This is a genomic window from Afipia sp. GW822-FHT03D08 (assembly GCF_058801645.1).
In genome coordinates, this window is record NZ_JBXANK010000003.1 from 16430 (window position 1) to 41354 (window position 24925).

The 24925-nt window shown below is 62.8% G+C and carries 23 protein-coding genes; 17 read left to right on the plus strand and 6 right to left on the minus strand.

Translation table 11 applies throughout. The features are described from left to right. The first annotated feature begins 36 nt into the window (after positions 1–36). Together AC1RM7_RS19245 and AC1RM7_RS19250 are read left to right on the plus strand one after the other, a co-directional pair. The gene (locus tag AC1RM7_RS19245; RefSeq protein ID WP_024920252.1) at positions 37–879 is read left to right on the plus strand and encodes an alpha/beta fold hydrolase; all 843 of its coding nucleotides are present in this window, start codon (positions 37–39) and stop codon (positions 877–879) included. Next, entirely contained in the window at positions 879–1676 is a 798-nt protein-coding gene (locus tag AC1RM7_RS19250; RefSeq protein WP_006023046.1) for an ABC transporter ATP-binding protein, read from the plus strand. The genes AC1RM7_RS19245 and AC1RM7_RS19250 overlap by 1 nt, the downstream gene beginning before the upstream one ends. Before the next feature lie 30 nt (positions 1677–1706). Here AC1RM7_RS19250 and AC1RM7_RS19255 read toward each other — a convergent pair whose 3' ends face one another. After that, entirely contained in the window at positions 1707–2606 is a 900-nt protein-coding gene (locus AC1RM7_RS19255; protein ID WP_024920253.1) for a LysR family transcriptional regulator, read from the minus strand. Between the two features lie 94 nt (positions 2607–2700). On the opposite strand from AC1RM7_RS19255, the gene AC1RM7_RS19260 reads away from it, so the two are divergent. The 4 genes from AC1RM7_RS19260 (at position 2701) to AC1RM7_RS19275 (ending at position 7441) form a co-directional block, all read left to right on the plus strand. After that, complete coding sequence (locus AC1RM7_RS19260) at positions 2701–3675, plus strand: NAD(P)H-dependent flavin oxidoreductase (RefSeq protein WP_024920254.1); 975 nt, start codon at positions 2701–2703, stop codon at positions 3673–3675. Positions 3676–3746: 71 nt separating this feature from the next. Beyond that, positions 3747–4937, plus strand: coding sequence for an ABC transporter substrate-binding protein (locus tag AC1RM7_RS19265; protein ID WP_024920255.1), 1191 nt, complete (start codon positions 3747–3749; stop codon positions 4935–4937). A 65-nt stretch (positions 4938–5002) separates the two neighbouring features. Continuing rightward, positions 5003–6523, plus strand: coding sequence for an acyl-CoA synthetase (locus tag AC1RM7_RS19270; protein WP_024920256.1), 1521 nt, complete (start codon positions 5003–5005; stop codon positions 6521–6523). A 144-nt stretch (positions 6524–6667) separates the two neighbouring features. Then, positions 6668–7441, plus strand: a complete 774-nt coding sequence (locus AC1RM7_RS19275; protein WP_024920257.1) for a sulfite exporter TauE/SafE family protein — start codon at positions 6668–6670, stop codon at positions 7439–7441. Positions 7442–7453: 12 nt separating this feature from the next. Here AC1RM7_RS19275 and AC1RM7_RS19280 read toward each other — a convergent pair whose 3' ends face one another. Continuing rightward, positions 7454–9574, minus strand: a complete 2121-nt coding sequence (locus AC1RM7_RS19280; RefSeq protein WP_024920258.1) for a molybdopterin-containing oxidoreductase family protein — start codon at positions 9572–9574, stop codon at positions 7454–7456. Positions 9575–9781: 207 nt separating this feature from the next. Here AC1RM7_RS19280 and AC1RM7_RS19285 point away from each other — a divergent pair, with 207 nt between their 5' ends. Further along, positions 9782–12112, plus strand: a complete 2331-nt coding sequence (locus AC1RM7_RS19285) for a xanthine dehydrogenase family protein molybdopterin-binding subunit (RefSeq protein ID WP_024920259.1) — start codon at positions 9782–9784, stop codon at positions 12110–12112. 175 nt (positions 12113–12287) lie between these two features. Here the strand turns inward: AC1RM7_RS19285 and AC1RM7_RS19290 are convergent, their stop codons facing one another. Further along, a complete protein-coding gene (locus tag AC1RM7_RS19290) occupies positions 12288–13163 on the minus strand; it encodes an SDR family oxidoreductase (RefSeq protein ID WP_024920260.1) in 876 nt (291 codons plus the stop codon). Between the two features lie 76 nt (positions 13164–13239). Between AC1RM7_RS19290 and AC1RM7_RS19295 the strand changes: the two genes are divergently transcribed. The 4 genes from AC1RM7_RS19295 (at position 13240) to AC1RM7_RS19310 (ending at position 16884) form a co-directional block, all read left to right on the plus strand. Next, the gene (locus AC1RM7_RS19295; protein ID WP_006023037.1) at positions 13240–13506 is read left to right on the plus strand and encodes a DUF7662 domain-containing protein; all 267 of its coding nucleotides are present in this window, start codon (positions 13240–13242) and stop codon (positions 13504–13506) included. Between the two features lie 140 nt (positions 13507–13646). Continuing rightward, positions 13647–14846, plus strand: a complete 1200-nt coding sequence (locus AC1RM7_RS19300; protein WP_006023036.1) for an ABC transporter substrate-binding protein — start codon at positions 13647–13649, stop codon at positions 14844–14846. Between the two features lie 137 nt (positions 14847–14983). Beyond that, on the plus strand, positions 14984–15403 hold the full coding sequence (locus tag AC1RM7_RS19305) for a DUF1496 domain-containing protein (protein WP_024920261.1): 420 nt from the start codon (positions 14984–14986) through the stop codon (positions 15401–15403). 311 nt (positions 15404–15714) lie between these two features. Further along, complete coding sequence (locus tag AC1RM7_RS19310; RefSeq protein ID WP_024920262.1) at positions 15715–16884, plus strand: mandelate racemase/muconate lactonizing enzyme family protein; 1170 nt, start codon at positions 15715–15717, stop codon at positions 16882–16884. A 27-nt stretch (positions 16885–16911) separates the two neighbouring features. Here the strand turns inward: AC1RM7_RS19310 and AC1RM7_RS19315 are convergent, their stop codons facing one another. Then, a complete protein-coding gene (locus tag AC1RM7_RS19315; RefSeq protein ID WP_024920263.1) occupies positions 16912–18135 on the minus strand; it encodes a polyhydroxyalkanoate depolymerase in 1224 nt (407 codons plus the stop codon). A gap of 187 nt (positions 18136–18322) precedes the next feature. Here AC1RM7_RS19315 and AC1RM7_RS19320 point away from each other — a divergent pair, with 187 nt between their 5' ends. From AC1RM7_RS19320 to AC1RM7_RS19340, 5 genes are all read left to right on the plus strand, one after another. After that, positions 18323–18976, plus strand: coding sequence for a glutathione S-transferase family protein (locus AC1RM7_RS19320; RefSeq protein WP_006023031.1), 654 nt, complete (start codon positions 18323–18325; stop codon positions 18974–18976). 278 nt (positions 18977–19254) lie between these two features. After that, entirely contained in the window at positions 19255–20406 is a 1152-nt protein-coding gene (locus AC1RM7_RS19325) for a hypothetical protein (protein ID WP_024920264.1), read from the plus strand. 143 nt (positions 20407–20549) lie between these two features. Beyond that, positions 20550–20906: a nuclear transport factor 2 family protein gene (locus AC1RM7_RS19330; RefSeq protein WP_024920265.1), complete on the plus strand. Its 357-nt coding sequence runs from the start codon at positions 20550–20552 to the stop codon at positions 20904–20906. A gap of 13 nt (positions 20907–20919) precedes the next feature. After that, positions 20920–21054: a hypothetical protein gene (locus tag AC1RM7_RS19335; protein ID WP_492943915.1), complete on the plus strand. Its 135-nt coding sequence runs from the start codon at positions 20920–20922 to the stop codon at positions 21052–21054. Continuing rightward, positions 21051–22313, plus strand: coding sequence for an MFS transporter (locus tag AC1RM7_RS19340; protein WP_024920266.1), 1263 nt, complete (start codon positions 21051–21053; stop codon positions 22311–22313). The genes AC1RM7_RS19335 and AC1RM7_RS19340 overlap by 4 nt, the downstream gene beginning before the upstream one ends. Here the strand turns inward: AC1RM7_RS19340 and AC1RM7_RS19345 are convergent, their stop codons facing one another. Both AC1RM7_RS19345 and AC1RM7_RS19350 read right to left on the minus strand, forming a co-directional pair. Further along, a complete protein-coding gene (locus AC1RM7_RS19345) occupies positions 22314–22832 on the minus strand; it encodes a VOC family protein (protein ID WP_024920267.1) in 519 nt (172 codons plus the stop codon). Positions 22833–22889: 57 nt separating this feature from the next. After that, positions 22890–23438: a carboxymuconolactone decarboxylase family protein gene (locus AC1RM7_RS19350; protein WP_024920268.1), complete on the minus strand. Its 549-nt coding sequence runs from the start codon at positions 23436–23438 to the stop codon at positions 22890–22892. A 196-nt stretch (positions 23439–23634) separates the two neighbouring features. On the opposite strand from AC1RM7_RS19350, the gene AC1RM7_RS19355 reads away from it, so the two are divergent. Then, positions 23635–24819 carry an acyl-CoA dehydrogenase family protein gene (locus AC1RM7_RS19355; protein WP_024920269.1) on the plus strand — a complete coding sequence of 395 codons (1185 nt, stop codon included), beginning with the start codon at positions 23635–23637 and terminating at the stop codon, positions 24817–24819. The last annotated feature ends 106 nt before the right edge of the window (positions 24820–24925 follow it).

Here is a 24925-nt window from a genome sequence, read left to right on the forward strand (position 1 = left end):
AACGACAAGACACGTGCAAGAACAACGGAGAGTTTGATGCCGGTAGCTCAGGTGAACGGAACCGAGATCGCTTACGAGGTGATCGGCAAGGGCGAGCCCGTCCTGCTGGTCGCCGGCATCGGCGGCGCAGGAAGCTATTTCAAGCCGAACATCGAGGCCATCGCCGCGAAACATCAGGTCGTGCTGCACGATCATCGCGGGACCGGCGGCTCGCGTCAGGACCGCATCACTTATTCAGTCCCGCAAATGACCGACGACATGGTCGCGCTGATGGACGAACTGAAAATCGAAGCCGCGCATATCGTCGGCCATTCGACCGGCGCGGCGATGGCGCACGACATGGCGCTGCGCTTTCCGTCGCGTATCAAGAGCGCGGTTCTGTACGCGGGATGGGCAACCTCCGACGCTTACTTCAGGCGGTGCTTCGAGGTCCGCAAGCGCGTTCTGCAGACAAGCGGTCCGCTGCATTACGTCAAGACCACGCCGCTGTTTCTCAATCCGCCGTGGTGGGTGAGCGCAAACATCGCGCGCCTTGAAGCGGAGGAGCCCGCGGCAGCCGCGGCGCTGGCGCCGACCGACATCATGCTGAGCCGCATCGAGGCGATCTGTTCGTACTCGCCGGGCGAGGAACTGCGGAAGATCACGTGCCCCTGCCTGATCACCTGTTCCAAGGACGATCATCTGACCCCGCTGTTCTATTCGGAGCGGATGGCGAAGGTGATGCCCAAGGCCGACACCTTCTATTTCGAGACCGGCGGCCACGCCGTCTCGGTGGTGCTGCCGGATCAATTCAACGCCGTCGTGCTGTCGTATCTCGACGCGGTAATTGCCGGGCGCAAATGGCAGGCGCCAGAATTGACCTATCCGGAGATCGCCTGATGGCTGATGCAGCCGCTGCCACCGGAGACGTCCTGACCGCCCATGAGGTGGGTATGGTCTTCAACGCCGAGAGCGCGAATCCGGTTCGCGCGCTGGGCAACATCTCCTTCGGTCTGCGCAAGCGCGAGGTGCTCGCCATCGTCGGACCGTCGGGCTGCGGCAAGACCACCCTGTTCAACATTATCGCGGGGCTGATTTCGCCGACCATGGGCAGCGTGTCGGTCAACGGCGTGCAGGTGGCGGGCGCCAAGGGCCACGTCGGCTACATGCTGCAAAAGGACATGCTGCTGCCCTGGCGCAGCGTGCTGGACAATGTGACGCTGGGTCTGGAAGTGCGCGGTGTGGCGCGCGCCGAGGCCGAGGAAATCGCGCATCGGCTGATCACATCCTATGGCCTCGGCGGTTTCGAGAAAGCCAAGCCCGCGACGTTGTCCGGTGGCATGCGCCAACGCGTGGCCTTCATGCGAACGCTGGCGTTCGATCCCGACGTGATCCTGCTGGACGAGCCGTTTTCAGCGCTGGATTTTCAGACCCGGCTGCTGCTGCAAGGCGAGGTGCAGCGGATTATCCGCGAGCGCGGCAAGAGCGTGATTCTGGTGACGCATGACATTGGTGAAGCGATCACCATGGCCGACCGCATCGTTGTGATGACCAACCGGCCCGCGACGGTGCGCAGCCTGCACACCATCGAATTGTCTGCCGCCGAACGCGACCCGGTGACCATTCGCACCAACCCGCTCTACAACGAGTACTTCAACCGGATCTGGTCGGAGCTCGAGATCAGGCGCGAGGTGTAAGCCGAGCAGGGTTTCACGGCTCAGGCCGCCTCATGCCTTTGCCGCGCCGCTGAGCCGCACACGATCCGCCCGCGAACGCTGGGTGACGAAATCAATCACTGCACGAACAGCCGGCAGATCGATCAGGTCCGGATGCGCCAGCAGCCAGATGTCGGAAATGCCGGCCAGCTTGTCCGGCGCGACGCGGATCAGGTCGTCGTGGGCATCGGCGACGATGCAGGACATCGCACAAATCCCGACGCCGGCGCGGACCGCCGCCAGCATGTCGGCCTGCGATGAGCAGCGCATCACCACGGTCGCTTCCCGCGCGACATGATCGCTCCAGCGTCCGAGTTCGGCGTTTGAGGCACGGTCCGCGAAGCCGACGATATTGTGACGCTTCCAGTCGTCGCGATGCTGGGGCAGGGAATGGCGCGCGGCGTAGTCGCGCGAGGCATAGAAGCCGACGCCCAGCCGCGCGATCTTGCGGCCGACCAGGTTCTCGTCGCCGCTTTGATAAATGCGCAGCACGATATCGGCCTCGCGCTTGCGGACGCTGACGGGGAACGGGTGGGTGACGAATTCGATCTGAACGTCGGGGTGGGTCTCGATGAAGGACGCCATGTGCGGCATCAGCCAGTAGGCCGCCAGCGTCGGGCCGATCGAGAACTTGACGAGGCCGCGTGCTTTTGCGCCGGTGGCCGAGACCGCCGCTTCCGCCCGCAGTGCAGCGGCTTCCATCGCCGCGGTGTGCTCACGGAAGCGGCGGCCCTGCGCTGTCAGCGCCAGCCCGTCATTGGAGCGGACGAACAGTTTGGTCCCGAGCTGCGCTTCGAGGGCCGCGATCTCGCGGCCGACCGTGGGATGGCTCGAGCGCAGCCGCCGGGCCGCGCCGAGATAGCTGCCGGATTCGGCAACGGCGATGAAGGTCCGGCAAAGATCCCAGTCCATCTGTTCAATCCTGAAGCTGCAACTGTTCAATATTGGACATTGGGGGCGCCGGTCAAGATGTTATCGTTGCTCACATTCAAAGAGGACAAATCCGATGCCGCTTCCCGCCTCGCTCAATGGTACGCTTGAACTGCCCGTTCTCGGCTCGCCGCTCTTTATCGTGTCTGGTCCTGAACTGGTGATCGCGCAGTGCAAGGCCGGCATCGTCGGCTCGTTCCCGGCGCTGAATGCGCGGCCGGTCGAGAAGCTGGGCGAATGGCTGACCCAGATCGAGGACGAACTCGGCGAATATCAGGCGCTGAACCCGCACAAGAAGGTCGCGCCTTACGCGGTCAACCAGATCTGCCACGCCTCCAACGACCGTCTGATGAAGGACATGGAAACCTGTGTGAAGCACAAGGTTCCGGTCATCATCACTTCGCTGCGTCCGCCGTCCGAAATCGTCGATGCCGCGCATTCCTATGGCGGCGTGGTGTTTCACGATGTCATCAATGTCAAGCACGCGCGCAAAGCCGCGGAGCAGGGCGTCGATGGCCTCATCCTGGTCTGCGCAGGCGCGGGCGGGCATGCCGGAACGCTGTCACCGTTCGCGCTGGTGCGGGAAGTGAAGCAGTGGTTCAAGGGCACCATCCTGCTCTCCGGCGCGATCTCCGACGGCTGGGGTATCGCGTCGGCGCTCGCGCTCGGCGCGGACATGGCCTACATGGGCACGCGCTTCATCGCGACCGTCGAGGCCAACGCCGATCCCGCCTACAAGAAGGCGCTGACCGACTACGCCGCGCACGACACGGTCTACACCAACCTGTTCACCGGCGTTCATGGAAATTACCTCGGCCCGTCGATCGCTGCTGCCGGCCTCGATCCAGACAATCTGCCGGTTGCCGACAAGACCAAGATGAACTTCGGCTCCGGCGGGAACATGAAGGTCAAGGCCTGGCGTGACATCTGGGGCTCGGGACAGGGCATCGGCCAGATCACCGACATTCCGCCGGTCGCGGAACTGGTCGAGCGGCTGAAGACTGAATTCGCCGAAGCGCGAGGAGATTTCCTGATGCGCGCAAGCGCCTGACGGAAAATGGGGCACGCGCGCATAAGCGCGGCCCACCACAAGAAAAACAAACAAATCAGGGAGGAGACACCATGAAGGCCTTATCACGTCTTGCGACGGCCATGCTGACGCTTGCCGCGTGCGGAATCACGCAGGCACATGCGGATACCAAGGGTGAAATCCGCATCGGGCAGACCTTGCCTTACAGCGGCCCGCTGTCGGGCTTCGGTATGATCGGCCGGGTGCAGGAAGCGTACTTCGAGAAGATCAATTCCGAAGGCGGCATCAACGGCCGCAAGATCAAGTTCATCAGCATGGATGACGCCTACTCGCCGCCGAAGACGGTCGAACACACGCGCAAGCTGGTCGAGCAGGACGAGGTGCAGGTCATGTTCGCCTCGCTCGGCACCGCGACCAACAATGCGGTGCATCGTTATCTCAACGGCAAGAAAATTCCGCAGTTGTTCGTTCTCAGCGGCGCGACCAAGTGGGCCGATCCGAAGGGCTTCCCTTACACCATGCCGGGCATGGCGGCCTATGCCTCCGAGGGCGTGATCTACGCCAAGCATATCCTGGCGACGAAACCGAATGCGAAGATCGCCATTCTCGCGCAGAACGACGACTTCGGCCGCGACTATGTCAGCGGCTTCAAGCGCGCGCTCGGTGACAAGGCCGCGACCATGATCGTGGCCGAGGCGAGCTACGAGGTGACTGCGCCCACCATCAACTCGCAGCTTGCCACCTTGAAGGCATCCGGCGCCGACGTCCTGTTCGGCGTGGTGCTCGGCAAGTTCACGTCGCAATTGATCAAGGGCATTGCCGAACTCGGCTGGAAGCCGGACATGACGTTCCTGCCGACATCGGCGGCCTCGATTTCGTTCCTCGCGCCGGCCGGACTGGAGAATGCCGTCGGCATGATCTCGTCCAGCAACCAGAAGGACGTCAACGATGTGCAATGGGCGAACGATCCCGGCGTGAAAGAGTTCTTCGCGTTCATGAAGCAGTACATGCCGAATGCGGATCTCAACAACTCCAACTATTCGGCGGGATACCATTACGCCCAGTTGATGGTCGCCGTGCTCAAGGCCTGCAAGGACGATTTCAGTGCCGAGAACATCAAGCGCCAGGCGGCGTCGCTCAAGAACGTCGAGCTGCCGCTTCTGTTGCCGGGCATCACTGTGAACACCGGGCCCGACGATTATCTGCCGTTCCAGCAACTGTTGCTGCGCCGTTTCGACGGCAAGAGCTGGGTTGGATTCGGCAAGGTTCTCGACGATCAGTAAACGTAACGAGGGCGCGCTGCGATGCCGCGGCGCGCCTGTTCTCTTTATTCAGCCGGAACGACACCATGATTATCAGCGGCGACCGTCAGATCAGCACTCCTGAAATCCAAGAGCGCATCGCGCGGGCCGCCACCGGCTTCAAGGCGCTCGGCCTGCGTGACGGTGCGCCTGTCGGGCTGATGCTGCGGAATGATTTCGCGCTTTTCGAAGCGTCGGCGGCTGCCGCGATGCTGGGTTCGCCGGTGGTGCCGATCAACTGGCACCTGAAGGCGGAAGAGGTCGCCTACATTCTGGCCGACAGCGGCGCGCACAGCCTCGTGTGCCACGCGGACCTGTTGCCGCAGATCAAGGACGGTCTGCCGAAGCGCTTGCCGCTGCTGGTCGTGAAAACGCCGCCGGAGATTGCCGATGCGTTCGGTGTGTTGCCTGAACTGGCGCGCGTGCCCGAGGGCCGGGTGGATTGGGACGTCTGGCGCGACGGATTTGCGCCCTCCCGGGAAGCGCCGGGCCGCGCAACGCCGATGTTCTATACGTCCGGCACCACAGGCCGGCCGAAGGGCGTGCGGCGTCTGCCCATGCTGCCGGAACAGATGGCCGCGGCCGAGCGGGTCAGCGCCATCACCTACGGCCTGAAGCCGAATGAAGATCAGGTCGTTCTGATGAACGGGCCGATGTATCATTCGGCCCCCAGTTCCTACGGCATGCTGGCATTCCGCCACGACTGCACCATCGTTCTGGAGCCGCGTTTCGATCCAGAAGATCTGCTGCAGCTTATCGAGCGGCATAAGGTCACTCACATGCACATGGTGCCGACCATGTTCGTGCGGCTGCTGCGGCTGCCGGATGAAGTGAAGGCGCGGTACGATCTGTCGTCGCTGCGGTTCGTGGTGCATGGCGCGGCACCCTGTCCCGTTCCGGTCAAACAGGCGATGATCGCATGGTGGGGGCCGGTGGTTCATGAGTACTTCGGCTCGACCGAGACCGGGATTCCGATCTGGCACTCGGCACAGGAAGCGCTGGCGAAGCCCGGCACCGTCGGGCGCGCGATCGAAGGCGGCATCGTCAAGATCTTCGGTCCGAACGGCGAGCCCTGCGGTGTCAATGAGATCGGCGAGATCTTCATGCGGCAGACCGCGATCCCGGATTTCGATTATCACCGCAAAGCCGGTGCGCGCGAGGAAGCCGGCCGTGAGGGGCTGATCAGTGTCGGTGATGTCGGCTATCTGGATGAAGACGGCTATCTGTTTCTCTGCGACCGCAAGCGCGACATGGTGATCTCGGGCGGGGTTAACATCTATCCGGCGGAGATCGAGAACACGCTGATCGGGATGGAGGGCGTGCGCGACTGCGCCGTGTTCGGCATTCCGGACGACGAATTCGGCGAACGGCTGTGCGCCTGCATCGAACCCGATACCGGCGCCGCGCTGACGCCGAAGGACGTGCAGGATTATCTGCGGAAGCGGCTGGCGAACTTCAAGGTGCCGAAAGACATCAACTTCCTTGAAGCCCTGCCGCGCGAAGCCAGCGGCAAGATCTTCAAGCGCAAGCTGCGCGATCCCTATTGGGAAAATCGCCCGTCCGCGTAGCGGGCAGTCGCGTATCGGGTCCCCTTTCGGCCTGTTGAAAGTTGCGGAATTCGTCCGTTGCCGATGGCTCTGCGCTGAAATCGTGTCATGCTGCCCCGAATGAAACAGCCCGGCGGGACGAACCGCCGGCGGGGGGCGACCGGTATGATCTCCTTGGCGCAGGGCTTGCTCGGAGCGGCATCGGGCTCGCTTGTCGGCTTTTCGCTCGGTGTGATCGGCGGCGGCGGGTCGATTCTTGCCGTGCCCCTGATGGTGTATCTGGTCGGCGTGCCGAATGCGCATGTGGCGATAGGCACCAGCTCGCTCGCCGTTGCGGCGAGCGCAGCGTTCGGCCTTCTGATCCACGCACGCACCGGCACGGTAAAGTGGGGGTGCGCATCGGTGCTCGCCGGCGCAGGTGTGATTGGAGCGTTTCTCGGTTCACTGGTCGGCAAGATGGTCGATGGGCCGCGTCTGCTGACGATGTTCGCGCTTCTGATGCTCGTGGTTGCTGTCTTGATGCGGCGTCGCCGCGATCACGACGGCAACAAGTCTGTCCAGTTGAACCGGGCCAATGCGCCGGCGCTTGCCGGCGTGGGGCTTGCCACCGGCTTGCTCTCCGGGTTCTTTGGCATCGGCGGGGGCTTTCTGATCGTGCCGGCGCTGGTGTTCGCGACCGACATGCCGCTGGTGTACGCGGTGAGTTCCTCGCTGGTGGCCGTGCTGGCCTTCGGTCTCACCACAGCAACGAGCTACGCGTTCTCCGGTCTGGTGAACTGGCCGCTGACCGCGGTCTTTATCGTCGGCGGTCTGGCCGGCGGATATATCGGCGTGAAGTCGGCACATGTGCTGGCGAGCAGGCGGACACTGCTCAACGATGTTTTTGTGGCGGTGATTTCCTGCGTCGCGATCTACATGCTGATCCGAAGCTGGATGTAACGACGAGCCTGCCTACGCCGCGCGCCTGATCCAGACGCGGTTGTCATGGAACGCCGCGCCGCCATAGGGCGCGATCGGATCGGCGCCCGTCAGCGTGTTGATGCCGCGGCCGTCTTCATAGGCATGGTTCGGCCAGATCGATTCGGCGATCAGCACGCCGCGCCGCATGCCATCGAAGGATTTGGCGTGAAGCCGGACTTCGCCGCGCTCGTTGCCGAGGATCACCTTGTCGCCGTCGGCGATCGACAGCGCCGCCGCATCGTCGGGATGGATCATCACCGTGGGCCGCTGCTCGCGGCTGAGCGAGGTCGGCGTTTCGTTGAAGGTGGTGTTGAGGAAGTTGCGCGCCGGTGACGTGGCAAGACGAAACCTGTGATGCTCGTCGGCTTCCTCGATCACCGTCCAGTGATCCGGCAATTGAGGGAGATCGTCCACCGGGCCCGAAAGCCCCGGACTGCGGAACGGCACCGTTGGCCAGTCCGGCTTGAAACGGAATTTTCCGTCAGGCCACGCAAAGCCCTTGGTGTAATGCGCGGTCTCGAAATCCGGCTGACAATCGATCCAGCGCTCGCGCTCGAGGTTTTCCAGCGTGCCCCAGCCGGATTTTTGCAGCGTCCAGTCGATGATCTCGCGCGGCGTCATGTCGAAGCCGCGATGCTCGGCGCCGAGACGTTTGGCGAGGCTCACGATCACATCGTGGTTGGAGCGGCACTCGCCCGGCGGCTCGATCAGTTTCGGGCCCGCGATAATGTATTGATGTCCGCCGCCCTGATAGACGTCGTCGTGCTCCATGAACATCGTTGCCGGCAGCACGAGGTCGGCGACCTTTGCGGTCTCGGTCATGAACTGTTCGTGCACGCAGACGAACAGGTCGTCGCGCGCGAAGCCCTGCTTGACGCGGGTCTGGTCCGGCGCGACCGACACCGGGTTGGTGTTCTGGATCAGCATCGCCGTCACCGGCGGCCCATTGAACAGCGCGTCGGCGTCGCCGCACAGGATCGCGCCGATGCGCGACTGGTCGAGCATGCGGATCGACGGATCGACCACATCGAGTCCCTCGATCAGCGAACGGTCCCAGTGATAGATCGCGCCGTTGTTGTGGAATGCGCCGCCGCCCTCATGGCGCCACGCCCCGGTCACGGCTGCGATACAGCTTGCGGCATGCATGTTCGGCGCGCCGTTGCGTGAGCGGGAGAAACCGTAGCCGAGCCTGAAATAGGTGCGCGGCGTATTGCCCACCAGCGCCGCGAATTCCTCGATGGTTTCGACCGGGCAGCCGGTGATTTTCGAGGCCCATTCCGGGCCCCGGCCTTGCAGATGCTGTTCGAGCTCATGCGGCGCATCGGTATGCTGCGCAAGAAAATCGCGATCCGCCTTGCCGTCGCGGAACAGGCAATGCATCACCGCGCAGGCCAGCGCGCCGTCGGTACCCGGCCGCACCAGCACCGCGAGATCAGCCTGCTCCATGGTGCCGTTCATGTAGACGTCGACCGCAACAATTTTCGCGCCGCGTTCCTTCCGCGCCCGCGTCGCGTGGGTCATGACATTGACCTGGGTGCTCACCGCGTTGGTGCCCCAGATCACGACGCAGTCGGACTTCGCGATCTCGCGCGGGTCCGGGCCTGCGAGCTTGCCGGTGCCGGCGACGAATCCGGTCCAGGCCGGATTGACGCAGATGGTGGAATGGAAGCCGGAGTACTTCTTGGCATGGCGCAGACGATGGATGCCGTCGCGCATCACAAGGCCCATGGTGCCTGCGTACTGGTAGGGCCAGACCGCCTCGGAGCCGTACCGTGCTTCGGCCTCCAGGAATTTGCCGGCGACCAGATCCAGCGCATCGTCCCATGAAATCGGCGCGAAGGTGCCGGAGCCCTTTGCGCCGGTGCGGACCAGCGGGTTCGTCAGGCGGTCAGGATGATGAATCCGCTCGGCGTAGCGGGCGACCTTGGCGCAGATCACCCCCGCCGTGTAGCCGTTGTCCCGCGCGCCGCGCACCCGGCCGATGGTGCGCTCGTCGAGCACGTCGACTTCAAGGGCGCAGGTCGAGGGGCAATCGTGTGGGCAGGCGGTCGCCGCGACCCGTCGAGGCACAGATCCTGGCGGCACGGATTTGGGGCGGAGCATTTCATTCATTGCAGCGACCTTAATCTGCGCGGGCCGACATGCAAGGTCAGGGCTGTCCTGCTGGACCATGAAAGCCCCACTTCCGGCGCATGGCGGAAAACCATTCCACGGACTCAACTCCCCATGCCGGATTGTGCTAAGCGGAACCCGCATCGGGACCGGGTGCCGCCTGTCCGGCGGCTTCGCTCGCGTCCAGTCTGGTTTGAAGGAACACCGATGAACATTCTGCCCTCCAACCTGCGCTTCGGTGCGGGCCAATCCGTCAAGCGCCTCGAAGATCAGCGGCTTCTCACAGGGCAAGGACATTTCATCGACGACAAGGCGCAGGACGGCGCGTTGTGGCTTTACGTGCTGCGCTCGCCGCACGCCCACGCCAGGATTACCGCGATCGACACCAGCGCAGCACTGGCCATGCCGGGCGTTGCCGCCGTCTATACCGGAGCCGATCTGGTCGCGGACGATATCGGCACCATCCCGACCCTGCCGATCTTCAAGCGGCCCGACGGTTCTCCGATGGCCGCGCCGCCGCGGCGTTTGCTGGCGCACGATGTTGTCCGCTTTGCCGGCGAGCCGGTCGCGGCTGTACTTGCCCCATCACGTGCCGATGCGCAGACGGCCGCCGAGGCGATCGTCGTCGATTACGATATCTTGCCGGCAGTTGTCAGTCCGGCCGATGCGCTGGCGCCAGGTGCGCCTGTGGTCTGGCCGGATGCGCCGGACAATATCGCCGCCGCCATGAGCTACGGCGATGCGGCTGCAACGGAAGCCGCCTTCGCGAAGGCCAAACACGTTGTCTCGCTCGACATCACCAGCCAGCGGCTGGTGCCGTCCGCGCTGGAGCCGCGCAGCACCATGGCGGAGGTCGACAAGAAGACCGGCCGTCTCACGCTGCATGTCCAGAGCCAGACGCCGACCGCGACGCGCGACATTCTTTCAGACGTTGTGCTCAAGCGTCCGAAAGACAGCGTTCATGTGATGGTCGGCGATATCGGCGGCGGCTTCGGCCACAAGGTCAATCTCTATCCCGAAGACGGCATCGTCGCTTATGCGGCCACGAAACTGAAGCGCACGGTGCGCTGGCGCGGCGACCGCATCGACGACTTCATCGGCGGATCGCATGGCCGCGATCTCACATCGACCGGCGAATTCGCGCTCGATGAAAAGGGCCGCGTGCTGGCGTTCCGTGTGCGCTCGCTCGGCGGCACCGGTGCCTATCTCACCGGCGCGGGCGTGATTATTCCGCTGGTGCTCGGACCGTTCGTCGCCACCGGCGTTTATGATCTGCCGCTGGTTCACTTCGACATCAAGGCGGTGCTCACTCACACCGCGCCGACGGGCCCGTATCGCGGCGCCGGACGGCCGGAAGCGGTGTTCATCGTCGAGCGATTAATGGATGCCGCCGCCCGGCAGATCGGCATGGACCCGCGCCAGATCCGCAAGGTGAATTACATCAAGCCGTCGCAACTGCCCTACAAGAACGCGGTCGGCGAAGTCTACGACAGCGGTGCTTTCGCGCACATGATGGAGCGCGCCTCGAAGCTCGCGGACTGGGATGGGTTCAACGCGCGCAAGAAAGCCGCGAAGAAAAAGGGCCTGCTCTACGGACGTGGTCTCACCAGCTACATCGAATGGACCGGCGGCCGTGTGCACACCGAAAAGGTCACGTTGTCGGCGACCGCCGAGGGTCGCATCGTGCTGCAGTCGGGCACCCAGGCGATGGGGCAGGGACTTCAGACCAGTTACTCACAGATGGTGGCGGGCGCGCTCGGCATTCCGCTCGACCGCATCGATGTTATCCAGGGCGACACTGACAAGGCAACGGGCGGCGGCAGCGTCGGTTCGCGTTCGCTGTTCGTCGGCGGCACCGCCACAGTCGTGTCGGCTGGGGATCTGATCCAGAAGGCGCGCGAAAAAGCCTCTCATGTGCTCGAAGCGTCTGTCGGCGACATCGAGTACGGTGATGGCGTGCTGACGGTGGTCGGCACCGACCGGCGTGTCAGTCTGTTCGATCTCGCCAAGGACGAGAAGGACTCGCGCCTCAGTGTCGAAAGCAAGGGCGAGGTGGACGGTCCGACCTGGCCGAACGGCACGCATATCTGCGAAGTCGAGATCGATCCGGAGACCGGCGTGACCCGCGTGGTGCGCTACACCACGGTGGATGACGTCGGCGTCGCCATCAATCCGATGCTGGTCACCGGTCAGGTTCACGGCGGTGTCGCGCAGGGCATCGGACAGGCGCTCTATGAAGGCGTGGTGTACGATTCCTCGGGCCAGTTGCTCACGGCGAGCTATCAGGACTATTGTATCCCGCGCGCCAGCGACATGCCGCATATCGACGTCACGCTCGATGATTCCGCGCCGTGCAAGACCAATCCGCTCGGCGCCAAAGGCTGCGGCGAATCCGGCGCCATCGGCGGTCCGCCCTGCATCGTCAATGGCGTGATGGACGCGCTCAGCGACCTTGGCATCACGTCGCTGCAGACGCCGCTGACACCGGTGAAAATCTGGAATGCGATCCAGCAGGCCAAAGCCACGAAGGCAGCGTGAGGTAGGGGTTATCGTTCAGCCCACCTCTCCTGTGGGGAGAGGTCGACTTCGCGTCAGCGAAGTCGGGTGAGGGCGTAGAATCTCTCGATGGATTTAGATCCCCTCACCCCAACCCTCTCCCCACGGGGGAGAGGGAGAGCACCGCGGATGCGCCGACATTTTTACCAAAGCTGCTCTAGCCCGGCCCTTCACCGGCCGCGCGCAAGGCGGTCAATCCTTCGCGGTAGGTCGGATAGGCGAGCGTGACGCCCAGTTCGTTGCGCAGCAGATCGTTTCGCACGCGTTTGCTCTCGGCATAGAACGAGCGGCCCATCTCGGTCAGGCCGGCGTCATCGAGGCTGATCTCGCGCGGCGGCGCGACTCCGCAGAGCGAAGCGGCGAAGGTGACCACATCCTGCGGCGGCGCGGGCTCGTTGTCGGTGACGTTGTAGATCGCGCCCGGCCGCGGCCGGTCGAGCGACGCATCGACCGCGCGCGCGATGTCCTCGACGTGAATGCGGTTGAACACCTGTCCGGGCTTGACGATCCGGCGTGCGGTTCCCCGCGCCAGTTGCACAAGCTGGCTCTGGCCGGGACCGTAGATGCCCGCGAGCCGGAAAATCTGTACGGCAATGTTGTTCGCGGCGCCAAAGGCAAGCCACGCCTGTTCGGCGGCGGCGCGCTCAATCGAGCGCGCATTGGTCGGCGTCGCGGGCGTTTGTTCATCGACCCATGCTCCGCCGTGGTCCCCGTAAACGCCGATGGTTGAGAGATAGCCGATCCAGCGCAGGTTCGGCGCGGTGGCGATTTGTCTGGCGTAAGCGGCAAGCACGGGATCGCCGCCGGTGCCCGGCGGAACGGAAATCAGCAGCGCTTCGCTCCCCGCTAGATCGGCATCGATGGCGCCGTCGCGGCCGTCCGGTCCAAACACCCGCGCGGGAATGCCTGCGGCGGACAGGGCCTGCGCCTTGTCGTGTGACCGCACCGTGCCGGTTACGGTGTCGCCACGCGCGAGGCGGCGTTCGGCGATGGTTCTGCCGCTGAAGCCGAGGCCGAAGATAAACAGATTCACGAAAAGCCCTGTTCAAGAGAGGCGATGCGACGTACCTATCGGCTCAGACACCGCTTTTCAATGACGGAGCCCGCAGTTGGGCGATTACGACCCGCTCCGCGAGTATCTCTCGCAGCAGACCAAGACTGAACTCGTGCTGAGCTTTGAGGAGATCGAAGATCTGCTGGGGTTCGCGCTGCCGCGCGCGTCGCAGCGGGCGTCATGGTGGGAGAAGGAGCGCAACCCCGAAAACGCGCGCCCGCAACGGGACGCGATCCGCGACGGAGGCTATGAGGCAACCCGGCTCGCGGATGGAAAGGGCGTGCGTTTTCGCAAGCTTTCCGCCGGCCGGTTCAGGGGCTGAATCCGCGGGCTGCGAATATTCCTTGTGCGCCGCAAAATCTTTTGCATGTCCCGCACAGAGCCGATGCGAAAGTTCAATGCCCCGCGCAAACCCGATCCCGCTATAAAGGCCTCTCAAACAAGAATAACTGGGAGCGCAATATGACATCGAAGTTTTGGGCCGCAGCGGTCGCGGCGTTCAGCCTCACAACGGCACTGCCGGCCTTCGCGCAGCAGGGCGTCAAGATCGGCATTCTCAACGATCAGTCCGGCGTCTATGCCGACTACGGCGGCAAGTGGTCCTTTGAAGCAGCCAAGATGGCGGTCGAGGAGTTCGGCGGCTCGGTGCTTGGCCAGAAGATTGAAGTCGTCTCCGCCGATCACCAGAACAAGCCGGACCTCGGCGTCAGCATCGCGCGCCGCTGGTATGAAGTCGAGAACGTCGACATGATCACCGAGCTGACCACGTCGTCGGTTGCGCTCGCGGTGCATGATCTCTCCAAGCAGATGAAGAAGATCGACATCGTGGTCGGCGCTGCGACCTCGCGTCTGAGCGGCGATGCCTGTCAGCCTTACGGTTTCCACTGGGCGTATGACACCCGCGCGCTCGCTTACGGCACCGGCGGAGCGCTGGTGAAGGCCGGCGGCGACACATGGTTCTTCATGACCGCGGACTATGCGTTCGGCCATGCGCTGGAAAAGGACACCGGCGACTTCGTCACCCAGCAGGGCGGCAAGGTCGTGGGCGCGGTTCGCATTCCCCTGAACACCGCCGACTTCTCCTCGTTCCTGCTGCAGGCGCAAAGCTCGAAAGCGAAGATCATCGGGCTCGCCAATGCCGGTCTCGACACCACGAACTCGATCAAGCAGGCGGCGGAATTCGGTATCGTCAAGGGCGGCCAGAAACTCGCCGGACTGCTGCTCACGGCGGCAGAAGTCCACGGCCTCGGTCTGGAAGCCGCGCAGGGCCTGGTGTTGACGGAAGGCTATTACTGGGATCGCGACGCGCGCTCGCGCAATTTCGGTGAGAAGTTCTTCAAGCGCACCGGCCGGATGCCGAACATGATTCAGGCCGGCACCTACTCTGCGACCTTGCAGTACCTGAAGGCCGTCAAGGCGGCTGGCACCAAGGACACCGAAGCGGTGGCCAAGAAGCTGAAGGAACTGCCGGTCGATGACGACTTCGCGCAGGGCGGCAAGGTGCTCGAAAACGGCCGTATGGTTCACGACCTCTACCTGTTCGAGGTCAAGAAGCCGTCCGAGTCGAAGAAGCCCTGGGACTACTACAAGGAACTGGCGGTGGTGCCGGGCGACAAGGCGTTCCCGACCGCGAAGGAAAGCGGCTGTCCGCTGACCAAGTAAGACGACCACGATATCCGGTCCGGCTTATTGCCGGACCGGATACGATCCTTCAATTGGCGATATTTGAAGCTGTTTTCTTTATGCATTTTCGCGGCGGTCGCCTTCTTTGCCGGGCCGCCCTGCGCTAAAGAGAGAGAATGATCCGCGCCCTCTCGGTCTGCCTTCTTGTCCTGTTCGGTGTGCCTGCGGCGGCGCAAACGCCGCCGGAGCAAAAGCCATCGACTGAACAAAAGAATACGGTCGAGCAAAGGGCGTCCGCCGATCCGAAGCCTGCCGCGCTGTTGTGTCTCTACAACAACAGGAAATACAGCGAGGGTGCGAACGTCTGTGTGCAGAAGGCCATGATGCAGACCTGCACCGTCGACGGCGCCAAAGCTGTTTGGATCAATGTCACGGACGAACAACTCAGCAGCCGCTGCACGGCGCCGGCGCCGCGTCTCTCTAAATATCAGCGGCGCACAATCTTGAATCGCCGGAACATCGCCCGGGAAATTTCGCCGCCGACGGATAGTTCGCCGTTCTGCTTTTATACGGACGGAAAGCGGTTCTGCGAGTAGAGATCAGTTGACCTTGTAGATCGCATTGGCCCAGGTGCCGCCGCCTGTCTCGTCGCGGTTGCCGGTGCACGTGGCGTTGCAGCCATCGGACTTGCCGAATTTCCCGAAAGCGTTGCCGCAGAAGCAATAGGATGCGTCCTGCGTTCCGGCATGGCATCTCGGGCTTTCGGCACGTTCTCAACCAGGCGGGCGGAACCGCGGAAAAGAACCCGGCTGTGGCAAAAAAATCGGTGTTTCGCTTGAACTTTCCGCCTTCTGGCGTAGACATCGCGCGCAAGAGAGCGAAGGCAAAAGACCGGAGTTAGCTGTCCATGTCCGTCCGTATCGTCGATGTCCGCGAAATCACCAAGCCGATCTCGTCCCCGATCCGCAACGCCTATATCGACTTTACGAAGATGACGACCAGCCTCGTCGCTGTCGTCACCGATGCGGTTCGCGACGGCAAGCGTGTGGTCGGCTACGGCTTCAATTCCAACGGACGTTACGGGCAGGGCGGGCTGATCCGCGAACGTTTCGCGCCGCGGCTGCTTGAGGCCGATCCCAAGACGCTGCTGGATTCGTCGGGCGGCAACATCGATCCCGACAAGGCGTGGGCGACGCTGATGTCCAACGAGAAGCCCGGCGGCCACGGCGAGCGTTCGGTCGCGGTCGGCACCATCGACATGGCGATCTGGGATGCAGTGGCGAAGATCGCCGGCAAGCCGCTGTTTCGCCTGCTGGCGGAGCGCCACAATCGCAAGGCCGATCCGCGCGTGTTCGTCTATGCGGCGGGTGGCTACTACTATCCGGGCAAGGATCTGTCGGCGCTACGCGACGAGATGCGCGGCTATCTCGATCGCGGCTACAATGTCGTGAAGATGAAGATCGGCGGTGCATCGATCGCGGAAGATCAGGAGCGCATCGAGGCGGTGCTGAAAGAGATCGGCAATCAGGCGCAGCTTGCGGTGGATGCCAACGGCCGCTTCGATCTGGAGACCGGCATCGCCTACGCCAAGATGCTGCGCGAGTATCCGCTGTTCTGGTACGAAGAAGTGGGCGATCCGCTGGACTTCCAGCTGCAGGCGGCGCTCGCCGAATTCTATCCCGGCCCGATGGCCACGGGCGAAAATCTGTTCAGCCATCAGGACGCGCGCAATCTTATTCGCTACGGCGGCATGCGGCCGGATCGCGACTGGCTGCAGTTCGATTGCGCCTTGTCGTACGGGCTCTGCGAATACCTGCGCACGCTCGATGTGCTGAAGACCCATGGCTGGTCGCCGTCGCGCTGCATCCCGCATGGCGGGCATCAGATGTCATTGAACATCGCAGCAGGTCTCGGCCTTGGCGGCAACGAGAGTTATCCGGATCTGTTTCAGCCTTACGGCGGCTTCCCGGATGGGGTGCGGGTCGAGAACGGCCATATCACCATGCCCGACCTGCCGGGCATCGGCTTCGAGGGCAAATCCGATCTCTACAGGGAGATGAAAGCGCTGGCGGAGTAGCGTGGGCCCGTCCCTCCGGCGAAGCCGTCACGCATTGACGTGGATGAAATCCCGCAGCAGCGGATAGATTTCGGTATTCCACTTGCGGCCGCTGAAGACGCCGTAGTGGCCGACGCCGGCCTGCATGTGATGCACCTTGCGGTAGGCGCGCACACCGGTGCAGAGATCCTGCGCCGCCAGCGTCTGCCCGATCGAGCAGATGTCGTCCTTCTCGCCTTCCACCGTCATCAGGCCCATCTTCTTGATGGAGGCCGGGTTCACCGCGCGTCCCTTGTAGGTGAGCTTACCCTGCGGCAGCAGGTGTTCCTGAAAGACATCGCGGATGGTGTCGATGTAGAAATCCGCCGGCAGATCCATCACCGCGAAATACTCGTCGTAGAAAGTCTTGATGGTGTCGGCCTTCTCGACTTCGCCCTTCGCCAGATGCTCCAGCAAATCCTTGTGCGACTTGACGTGCCGTTCGAGATTCATCGACACGAAGGCGGTGACCTGAATGAAGCCGGGATAGACCTTGCGGAAGGCGCCCTTGCACTGCATCGGCACGTAGTTGATCAGATTGTCCTCGAACCACTTCAGCGGCTTCGAGGTTGCGAATTCGTTGACCTTGGTTGGCGCAATGCGCGTATCGATCGGTCCTGCCATCAAGGTGAGGCTCGCCGGGCGCGCGCGATGATTGTCCTCCGACATGATGGCACAGGCCGCCAGCGCCGACACCGACGGCTGGCACACCGCCACCATGTGAGACTTCGGGCCGAGCTGATCCATGAAGGTGATGAGATGCTCGGTATATTCGTCGAGGCCGAACTTGCCCTGATCGAGCGGGATGTCGCGCGGATTGTGCCAGTCGGTGATGTAGACATCGTGATCCTGCAACAGCGTCTGCACCGTGCCGCGCAGCAGCGTCGCGAAATGACCCGACATCGGCGCGACCAGCAGAACCTTCGGCTGGTCCGGCGCGCCGTCCTTCCTGAAATGCAGCAGCGAGCCGAACGGCGTCGCGAACGGGACTTCCTCGATCACCGGCCATTCCCGGTTGCCGACCGCCACCGGCTTGATGTCGTATTCCGGCCGCTTGTAGGTCAGCGAGCTGCGCGACATCAGTTCGAGCGTGGCGGCGAGGCGGCCGAACACCTTGTCCGAAAAACCCTCGGGGAGCATTTTCAGATAGGACAGCGCTGTTGAGGCCCCAGTTCGCCACGGGGCCGTCATGTCCATGGTGTTCTGATAGGTCTGGTACATCATTGGAGACATCCGGCACATTCCCTTGCTTTGTGCCATGCAAACTTGACGCCAGAGCCCCGTCAATCGGCCATTCGGACTGGCATGTCGTTTGCTGTGTGTAAAAGGAGCAAGCGCTTAAACAACAGGCAGGCGCGGGCATGACCGGGCGGAAAAGTGCGATCCGCCTCTTTGATGTGCAGGCGTTAGGAGAGCGACCATGGCCAAGGCCACGTTGACCATCAGCAGCAAGAACTACTCCTCATGGTCGCTGCGAGGCTGGCTGCTGACCAAGTTCTCGGGGCTCGAGTTCGACGAGATCATCACGGCGGCGGACGATCCGTCGGCCCGGGCGGAAATCCTTTTGCTGTCGTCGTCGATTCTGGTGCCGTGCCTGCGTCATGAGGGGGCGGTGGTCTGGGACACGCTGGCGATCGGTGAATATCTCAACGATCTCATGCCGGAAGCGGGTTTACTGCCGTCGGAACGCATTCCGCGGGCGCATTGCCGGTCGATCTGCGGCGAGATCCATTCGGGCTTCACGGCGCTGCGCTCGTCGCTGCCGGTCAACATCAAGGGGCACTTTCCCGGCTTCAAGATCTGGTCGCGGGCGCAGGCGGACATCGATCGGGTCTGCGCGATCTGGAGCGACTGTCTGGAAAAATCCGGCGGCCCGTTCCTGTTCGGACATCGGTCGATGGCGGACGCCATGTATGCACCGGTTGTCACGCGCTTCCTGACCTACGATGTGCAGATCAGCCCGTCGCTGGCTGCTTACGCAAAACGGGTGATCGCCCTTCCTGAAATGCAGGAGTGGATTGAGGCTGCGCGGCAGGAGCCGGCGGAAATCGAAGAGCTCGAGGTGGAATATTAGGCAAAGGCCCCGCGCAACTGCCTGATCGCTGGGCCGGTTGCGGCCGCGCGTGCCTGCCTGAACGAGCGCTTTTCTGGGATGCCAGAGGCGGCGCGCTGCGCGACGGCCAAGCCTTACATCGTCGCCGGGCTGAATCCCGCACGGACTCAGCCACATCCTTGATTGCGCAAAACTTCCGCACACCGTGACCGCTCACGATGCGGGTGCTGGCGTGGAATTCGCATGATGCATTGCAGAAGCAACTGCGCCGGCGCCGGTCGCCCGGATTGGAGGATGCTATGAATGTACATGCTGCGGTCGGTTCAAAACCGTCTGGTCTCACGCGCCCGAACGGTGCCCCCATTCGTCTGAACACCCAGAGCTTCGTCGCCATCGATCGCCACAAGGATACGACATACGAGGCGACGTATCGCCCGCAGGCGCTCTACAGCCGCGCGGACGAAGGCTTCCATGCGAACAACGAAGCCTTCCTACTCCATGAAGTCGCGACAAACCTGCCGATCTATCTCCCGGATACAGGCCCCACCGATTTCCATCTTCATCTTCCGCCGGGCGGCTTCCAGCTCGTGCTGGTCACGTCGGGCATGTTCACCTTCGATTACGATGGGCGTTTTTACAACGTCGGCCCCGGCGCGGTGATGCTGCAAAGTGCGATCGTGCATCGTCAGCTCTTTTACACATGGTCGGGGTTGTCGACGGAGGAGAATCTGAAGACGCCGCAGACCGTGGCCCCCGATCCGATTTCGATGGGCTACTCCGGAAAATTTCTTGAAGCCTTCATTACCGATCCCACGACATTTCCCAATCCAACCATCGTGGGCCCGGATCAGATCAATGAAGATGAAACGCCGCGTGTGGCCTGGAGCCATCCGCTGCATGATCGCCCGGCCGATGCCGGCTTCTGGCTTCAGGACCCGCTGGCGCTGGATGCGCTGTTCAAACCGCTGGCGGCTGGCTCATCCGACAGTCTCATCAAGTCGGCCATGCCTGTTTATGTGCGCGATATCGGAATCGAGATTCCGAGCGGTCATCTTGTCACCGGCCACATCGTCGCAACCGATCCGCGCGGCCACTCGCTCCTGCCCAAGAGTACGTCCGCAACAGCGGACGCAGCCTCTCTCACGAAGGGCGAGGTTGTGATCTATCGCGTCATTCGCGGCACGGCCGAATTCAAGGACAGTGCGGGCAAGACTCTCGAGCTTGCGGCCGGCGATGTGGTGACTGCGAGCAAGAACACGATCTCTCTCGTCGGTGTCGGCGAAAATACGCAAGTCCTGCGACTTGGCCTTCTCAAGGGGATGGACAGTCTTCGCAGTTGGACGCCGACGCAGCGTGACGAGATTGATGGTCTGGCCGGTCAAATCATCACGGGCAGGGATGTCCGTCCTCTCCGCACCGAAGGCCAGCCGGTCGGTTATCTATACAAGTAGGCCGTTGGCTGAACGCGTCACTCGCCAACGCCAGGCCTGTGCGTGTGATGCACACGAAACTGCAACAAACACGGAGCGTCGTCCCGTAGCGTTCTGTACATTGCGTGCTTAAGTGTTTCCGGCTGATAAACCGGGGAACACAGATGCCGACACGTGCGCGCGTTGACGAATTCATTGCAGTGGTCGAGAGCGGCGATCACGCCGGCGCCATCGAGCACTATTACACCGAAGATGCCAGCATGCAGGAGAACACCGCGCCGCCGCGGGTCGGCCGCGACGGGCTGGTGGCGCATGAGCGCGGCATCCTTGCGCAAATGAAAGAGGTCCACTCCACGGCGCTGGTGTCGGTGGTGGAGGGCGATCACGTCATGATCCACTGGAACTTCGATCTTGTTGGTCTCGACGGCAAAACTCTGCACGTCGATGAAATCGCCATGCAGGAATGGCGCGGCGACAGGATTTTCCGCGAGCGGTTCTTCTACAACGCGGCGAAGGCGTAAGCCCACGCGTGACATGACCGGCTGTCATGCGGGCGATGACGATGTCTCGCTTGACGCCGTGATCCGCATCCTGACAGATGACGTCATTGCTGCCGGAATCGGCAGAAAAGAAGAGCGCCAAGCTCCTTCAGGGAACGCCGGACTATGAATGCACCTCACGCGGGTCCCGCCGCCGACGGGAAGATCGTCGACGAGTCATCGATCCGCTATGAGGGCTGGCCGGTCGTCGGGGTCTGCTTCCTTGTCGCGACATTCGCCTGGGCTGCCGGTTTTTATGGTCAGGGCGTCTACCTTGCCGAACTGCAACGCCTTCATGGATGGCCGGCTTCACTGATTTCGACGGCGACCACCTGTTACTATCTGTTCAGCGCGGTTCTGGTCGTGTTCGTCAGCGAGGCGATCCGCACGCTCGGACCGCGCCGTCTTCTCATCGGCGGCATTGTGACCATCGCGGCAGGCACAGTGATGGTCGGGCAGATCACATCGCCTTGGCAATTATACGTTGCCTATGCGCTGATCGCGTTCGGCTGGGCGGGGACCAGCCTTGCTGCGATCAACAACACATTGGGGCTGTGGTTCGACAAGAAGCGCGGCATGGCGATCAGCCTCGCCTTGAACGGCGCGAGCTGCGGCGGTGTGATTGGCGTGCCGCTACTGGTCGGCGCCATCGGCAAATTCGGCTTCCCTGCAACGTCGATCGGCGCAGCGCTGGTGATCATGGCGCTGGCGATCCCCGCCATACTGATCTGGGTGGGCCGGCTGCCGAAACGCGCGATGCCGCCGGCAGATGTGTTTGCCGCCGAGCCCGCGCCGGCCGTGCGCTCGATCGCGGAGATACGACATGCTGCCTTCGGCAGCCTCTCGTTCTGGACCATCACGGTGCCGTTTTCGCTGCTGCTGGTCGCGCAGGTCGGCTTCATCGTGCATCAGATTTCGTTTCTCGATCCGATCATGGGCCGCGAACGCGCCAGCATCGCCGTGGCGCTGATGACCGCGATGGCGGTGATCGGGCGGGTCCTGTTCGGTCTTGTTGTCGATCGCATGGATCAGCGCAAGGCTGCGGCGGTCTCGGCGGTCAGTCAGGCGCTCGCCCTGATCGTGATGATCAACACCCGGAACGAAGCTGCGCTGTTCACGGCCAGCGCGGTGTTCGGCTTCTCGGTCGGCAACATGATCACGCTGCCGTCGATCATCGTACAGCGGGAGTTCAGCGCAGTCGCTTTCGGCGTGCTGGTCAGCCTGGTGACGGCGATCTGTCAGTTCACCTATGCGTTCGGTCCGGGAATGATAGGGCTGCTCCGTGATGCGTTCGGCAGTTACACCGTGCCGTTCTATGCCTGTGCGGCGCTGCAACTGATCGCCGCGGCGATCGTGCTGGTTCGTGCAAAAACGCCGAAGGCGATTTGATCAGCCCTCGCGCTCGCGCAGCAACGCCTCGACGTCGAGGCGGTGCGTGAACATCGCCAGCGTTCCGTCCGGGTGCCGTGGCCACTCGGCCTCGGGCCGGTCGCGATAAAGCTCGACGCCGTTCTCGTCGGGATCACGCAGATAAAGCGCCTCGCTGACGCCGTGATCGCTCGCGCCGTCCAGCGCAATGCCGGCGGACAGCACCCGGTGCAGCGCATCGGCCAGCGCCGCGCGTGTCGGATAGAGGATCGCGGTGTGAAACAATCCAGTGGTGCCTTCCGGCGGCGGGCTTCCGCCCTTGCTGTGCCATGTATTGAGGCCGATGTGATGGTGATAGCCGCCCGCGGAAATGAACGCGGCCTGATCGCCGTAGCGCTGCATCAGTTCGAACCCGAGCACGTCCTGGTAAAAACCCAGCGCGCGGTCGAGGTCCGCGACCTTCAGGTGCACATGGCCGATCCGCGTGCCTGCCGCAATCGGTTTGAAAGACGTCGATGCCGCCTTGGTTTCTCCGGACATACCAGGTCTCTCCGATTGTATCGATGCGCTGCTCTCATCGATGTATGAGTGCCTTCCTCATGGTACAAGATCGGAGGTCTCGCCCTCGGGCAATTCGACCTCAAAGGTGTTGAGCGTCATCGACACCAGCGCGTAGTAGCCGAGCAGGCCGACCAGTTCGACCACGCCGGCTTCGCCGAGCATTTCGACGGCTTCCGTGTAAAGCAACTTTGGCACGTTGTGATTTTCGTGCAGCGATTCGCTGAATTCGTAGACGAGCTGTGCCTTCCGGTCGTTGAAATCCGGAACGTGACGATGATTGATGGCGGCGATGATGTTCGGATCGAGTCCCGCCGCGAGCGCCATCTTTTTGTGCGCATACCATTCGTACTGCGCGTTCCACTGCCGTGCGGTCACGAGGATGGCCAACTCGGACAGACGCGGCCCGAGTGTGGTGTCGTAACGCAGGAACGCGCCGAGCCGGCTGGCATGCCGCGCGACTTCAGGCGCGTAAATCCATGCGCGCAGAGGCGGCGTGACTGTGCCGCGTTTGCCTGAAACCGATTCTTCAAAGATGCTTTTCTGATCGTCGCTCATTTCGCTAGGCGAAAGCGTTTTCAGGCGCATGGCGGCTCCTCTGTTTTAAACGCGGCAGTGCGCAGGTATGGGCTGGGCTGTCGTGCATGGCTACCATATCGTACCGAGTGAGGCTTTCGCGCCAGCGAGATATTGAAATCCGCCAAGCGGACAGTACAGTCCGGCCCGGAAAATAAACAAAGCCGCGCCCATTGCGCCGCGGCCCATCAGCCCGAGGAACGATCGAATGGCCGATATGGAAAAATTCCGCAGCGAAACGCGGGCGTGGCTGGAAGCGAATTGTCCGCCCGAGATGCGCAAGCCGGTGACGGGAGAAGCCGACGTGTTCTGGGGCGGCCGCAACACCACGTTCTCATCGGAGCCGCAGCGCCTCTGGTTCGAGCGGATGCGCGACAAGGGCTGGACCGTGCCGGACTGGCCCAAGGAGTATGGCGGCGGCGGTCTCAATGCGGAGGAAACGAAAATCCTGCGTCAGGAAATGTCGGCGATCGGCGCGCGGCTTCCGCTGTCGAGCTTCGGCATCTGGATGCTTGGACCTGCGCTGCTGAAATACGGCACCGATGCGCAGAAGCGCGAGCATCTGCCGAAGATCGCCGCGGGTCTGATCCGCTGGTGCCAGGGTTACTCTGAGCCGAACGCGGGTTCGGATCTGGCTTCGTTGCAGACACGCGCCGACGTCGACGGCGACGACTACATCATCAACGGCCAGAAGATCTGGACCTCGATGGCGAATTTCGCCGACTGGATCTTCTGCCTGGTGCGGACCGACTTCAGCGCCAAGAAGCATGACGGCATCAGCTTCATCCTGTTCGACATGACCTCGAAGGGCGTCTCGACCAAGCCGATCCTTCTGATCTCGGGCAAGTCGCCGTTCTGCGAAACCTTCTTCGACAACGTCCGCGTGCCGCGTTCGCATGTGGTCGGCACCGTCAATCGCGGCTGGGACGTCGCGAAATATCTGCTCCAGCATGAGCGCTCCATGATCAGTGAAGTGGGCGAGCGCCGCGGCGCCCGGCCCCTGGGTCAGGTGGCGGCGAATTCCATCGGCGTCGATGAGCGCGGCCAACTGGACGATCCCATGCTGCGCAGTCAGATCGCGGCGTTCGATATCGACGAGGCCGCGATGGCCTGCGCCGCCGAGCGCGCGGTCGATCTTGCGAAAGCAGGGCAGGGCCATCCGGCCTACTCATCGGCGCTGAAGTATTACGGCACCGAGTTGAACAAGCGCAGGTACGAAATCCTGATGTCGGCCGGCGGCGTCGATGCGCTGGAATGGGAAAGCGAACGCTCTCGCGAGGGATTGACGGCGCGGACCTGGCTGCGCACCAAGGCGAACTCGATCGAGGGCGGCACCAGCGAGGTGATGCTCGGCATCGTCGCCAAGCGCATTCTCGATCTGCCCGGCGCCTAAAACACTTCGTCATTGCGAGCCAAGCGAAGCAATCCATCCTTGAGCAAAGCGGGATTGCTTCGTCGCTTCGCTCCTCGCAATGACAGTCTGCATCAACTCAGGTTTA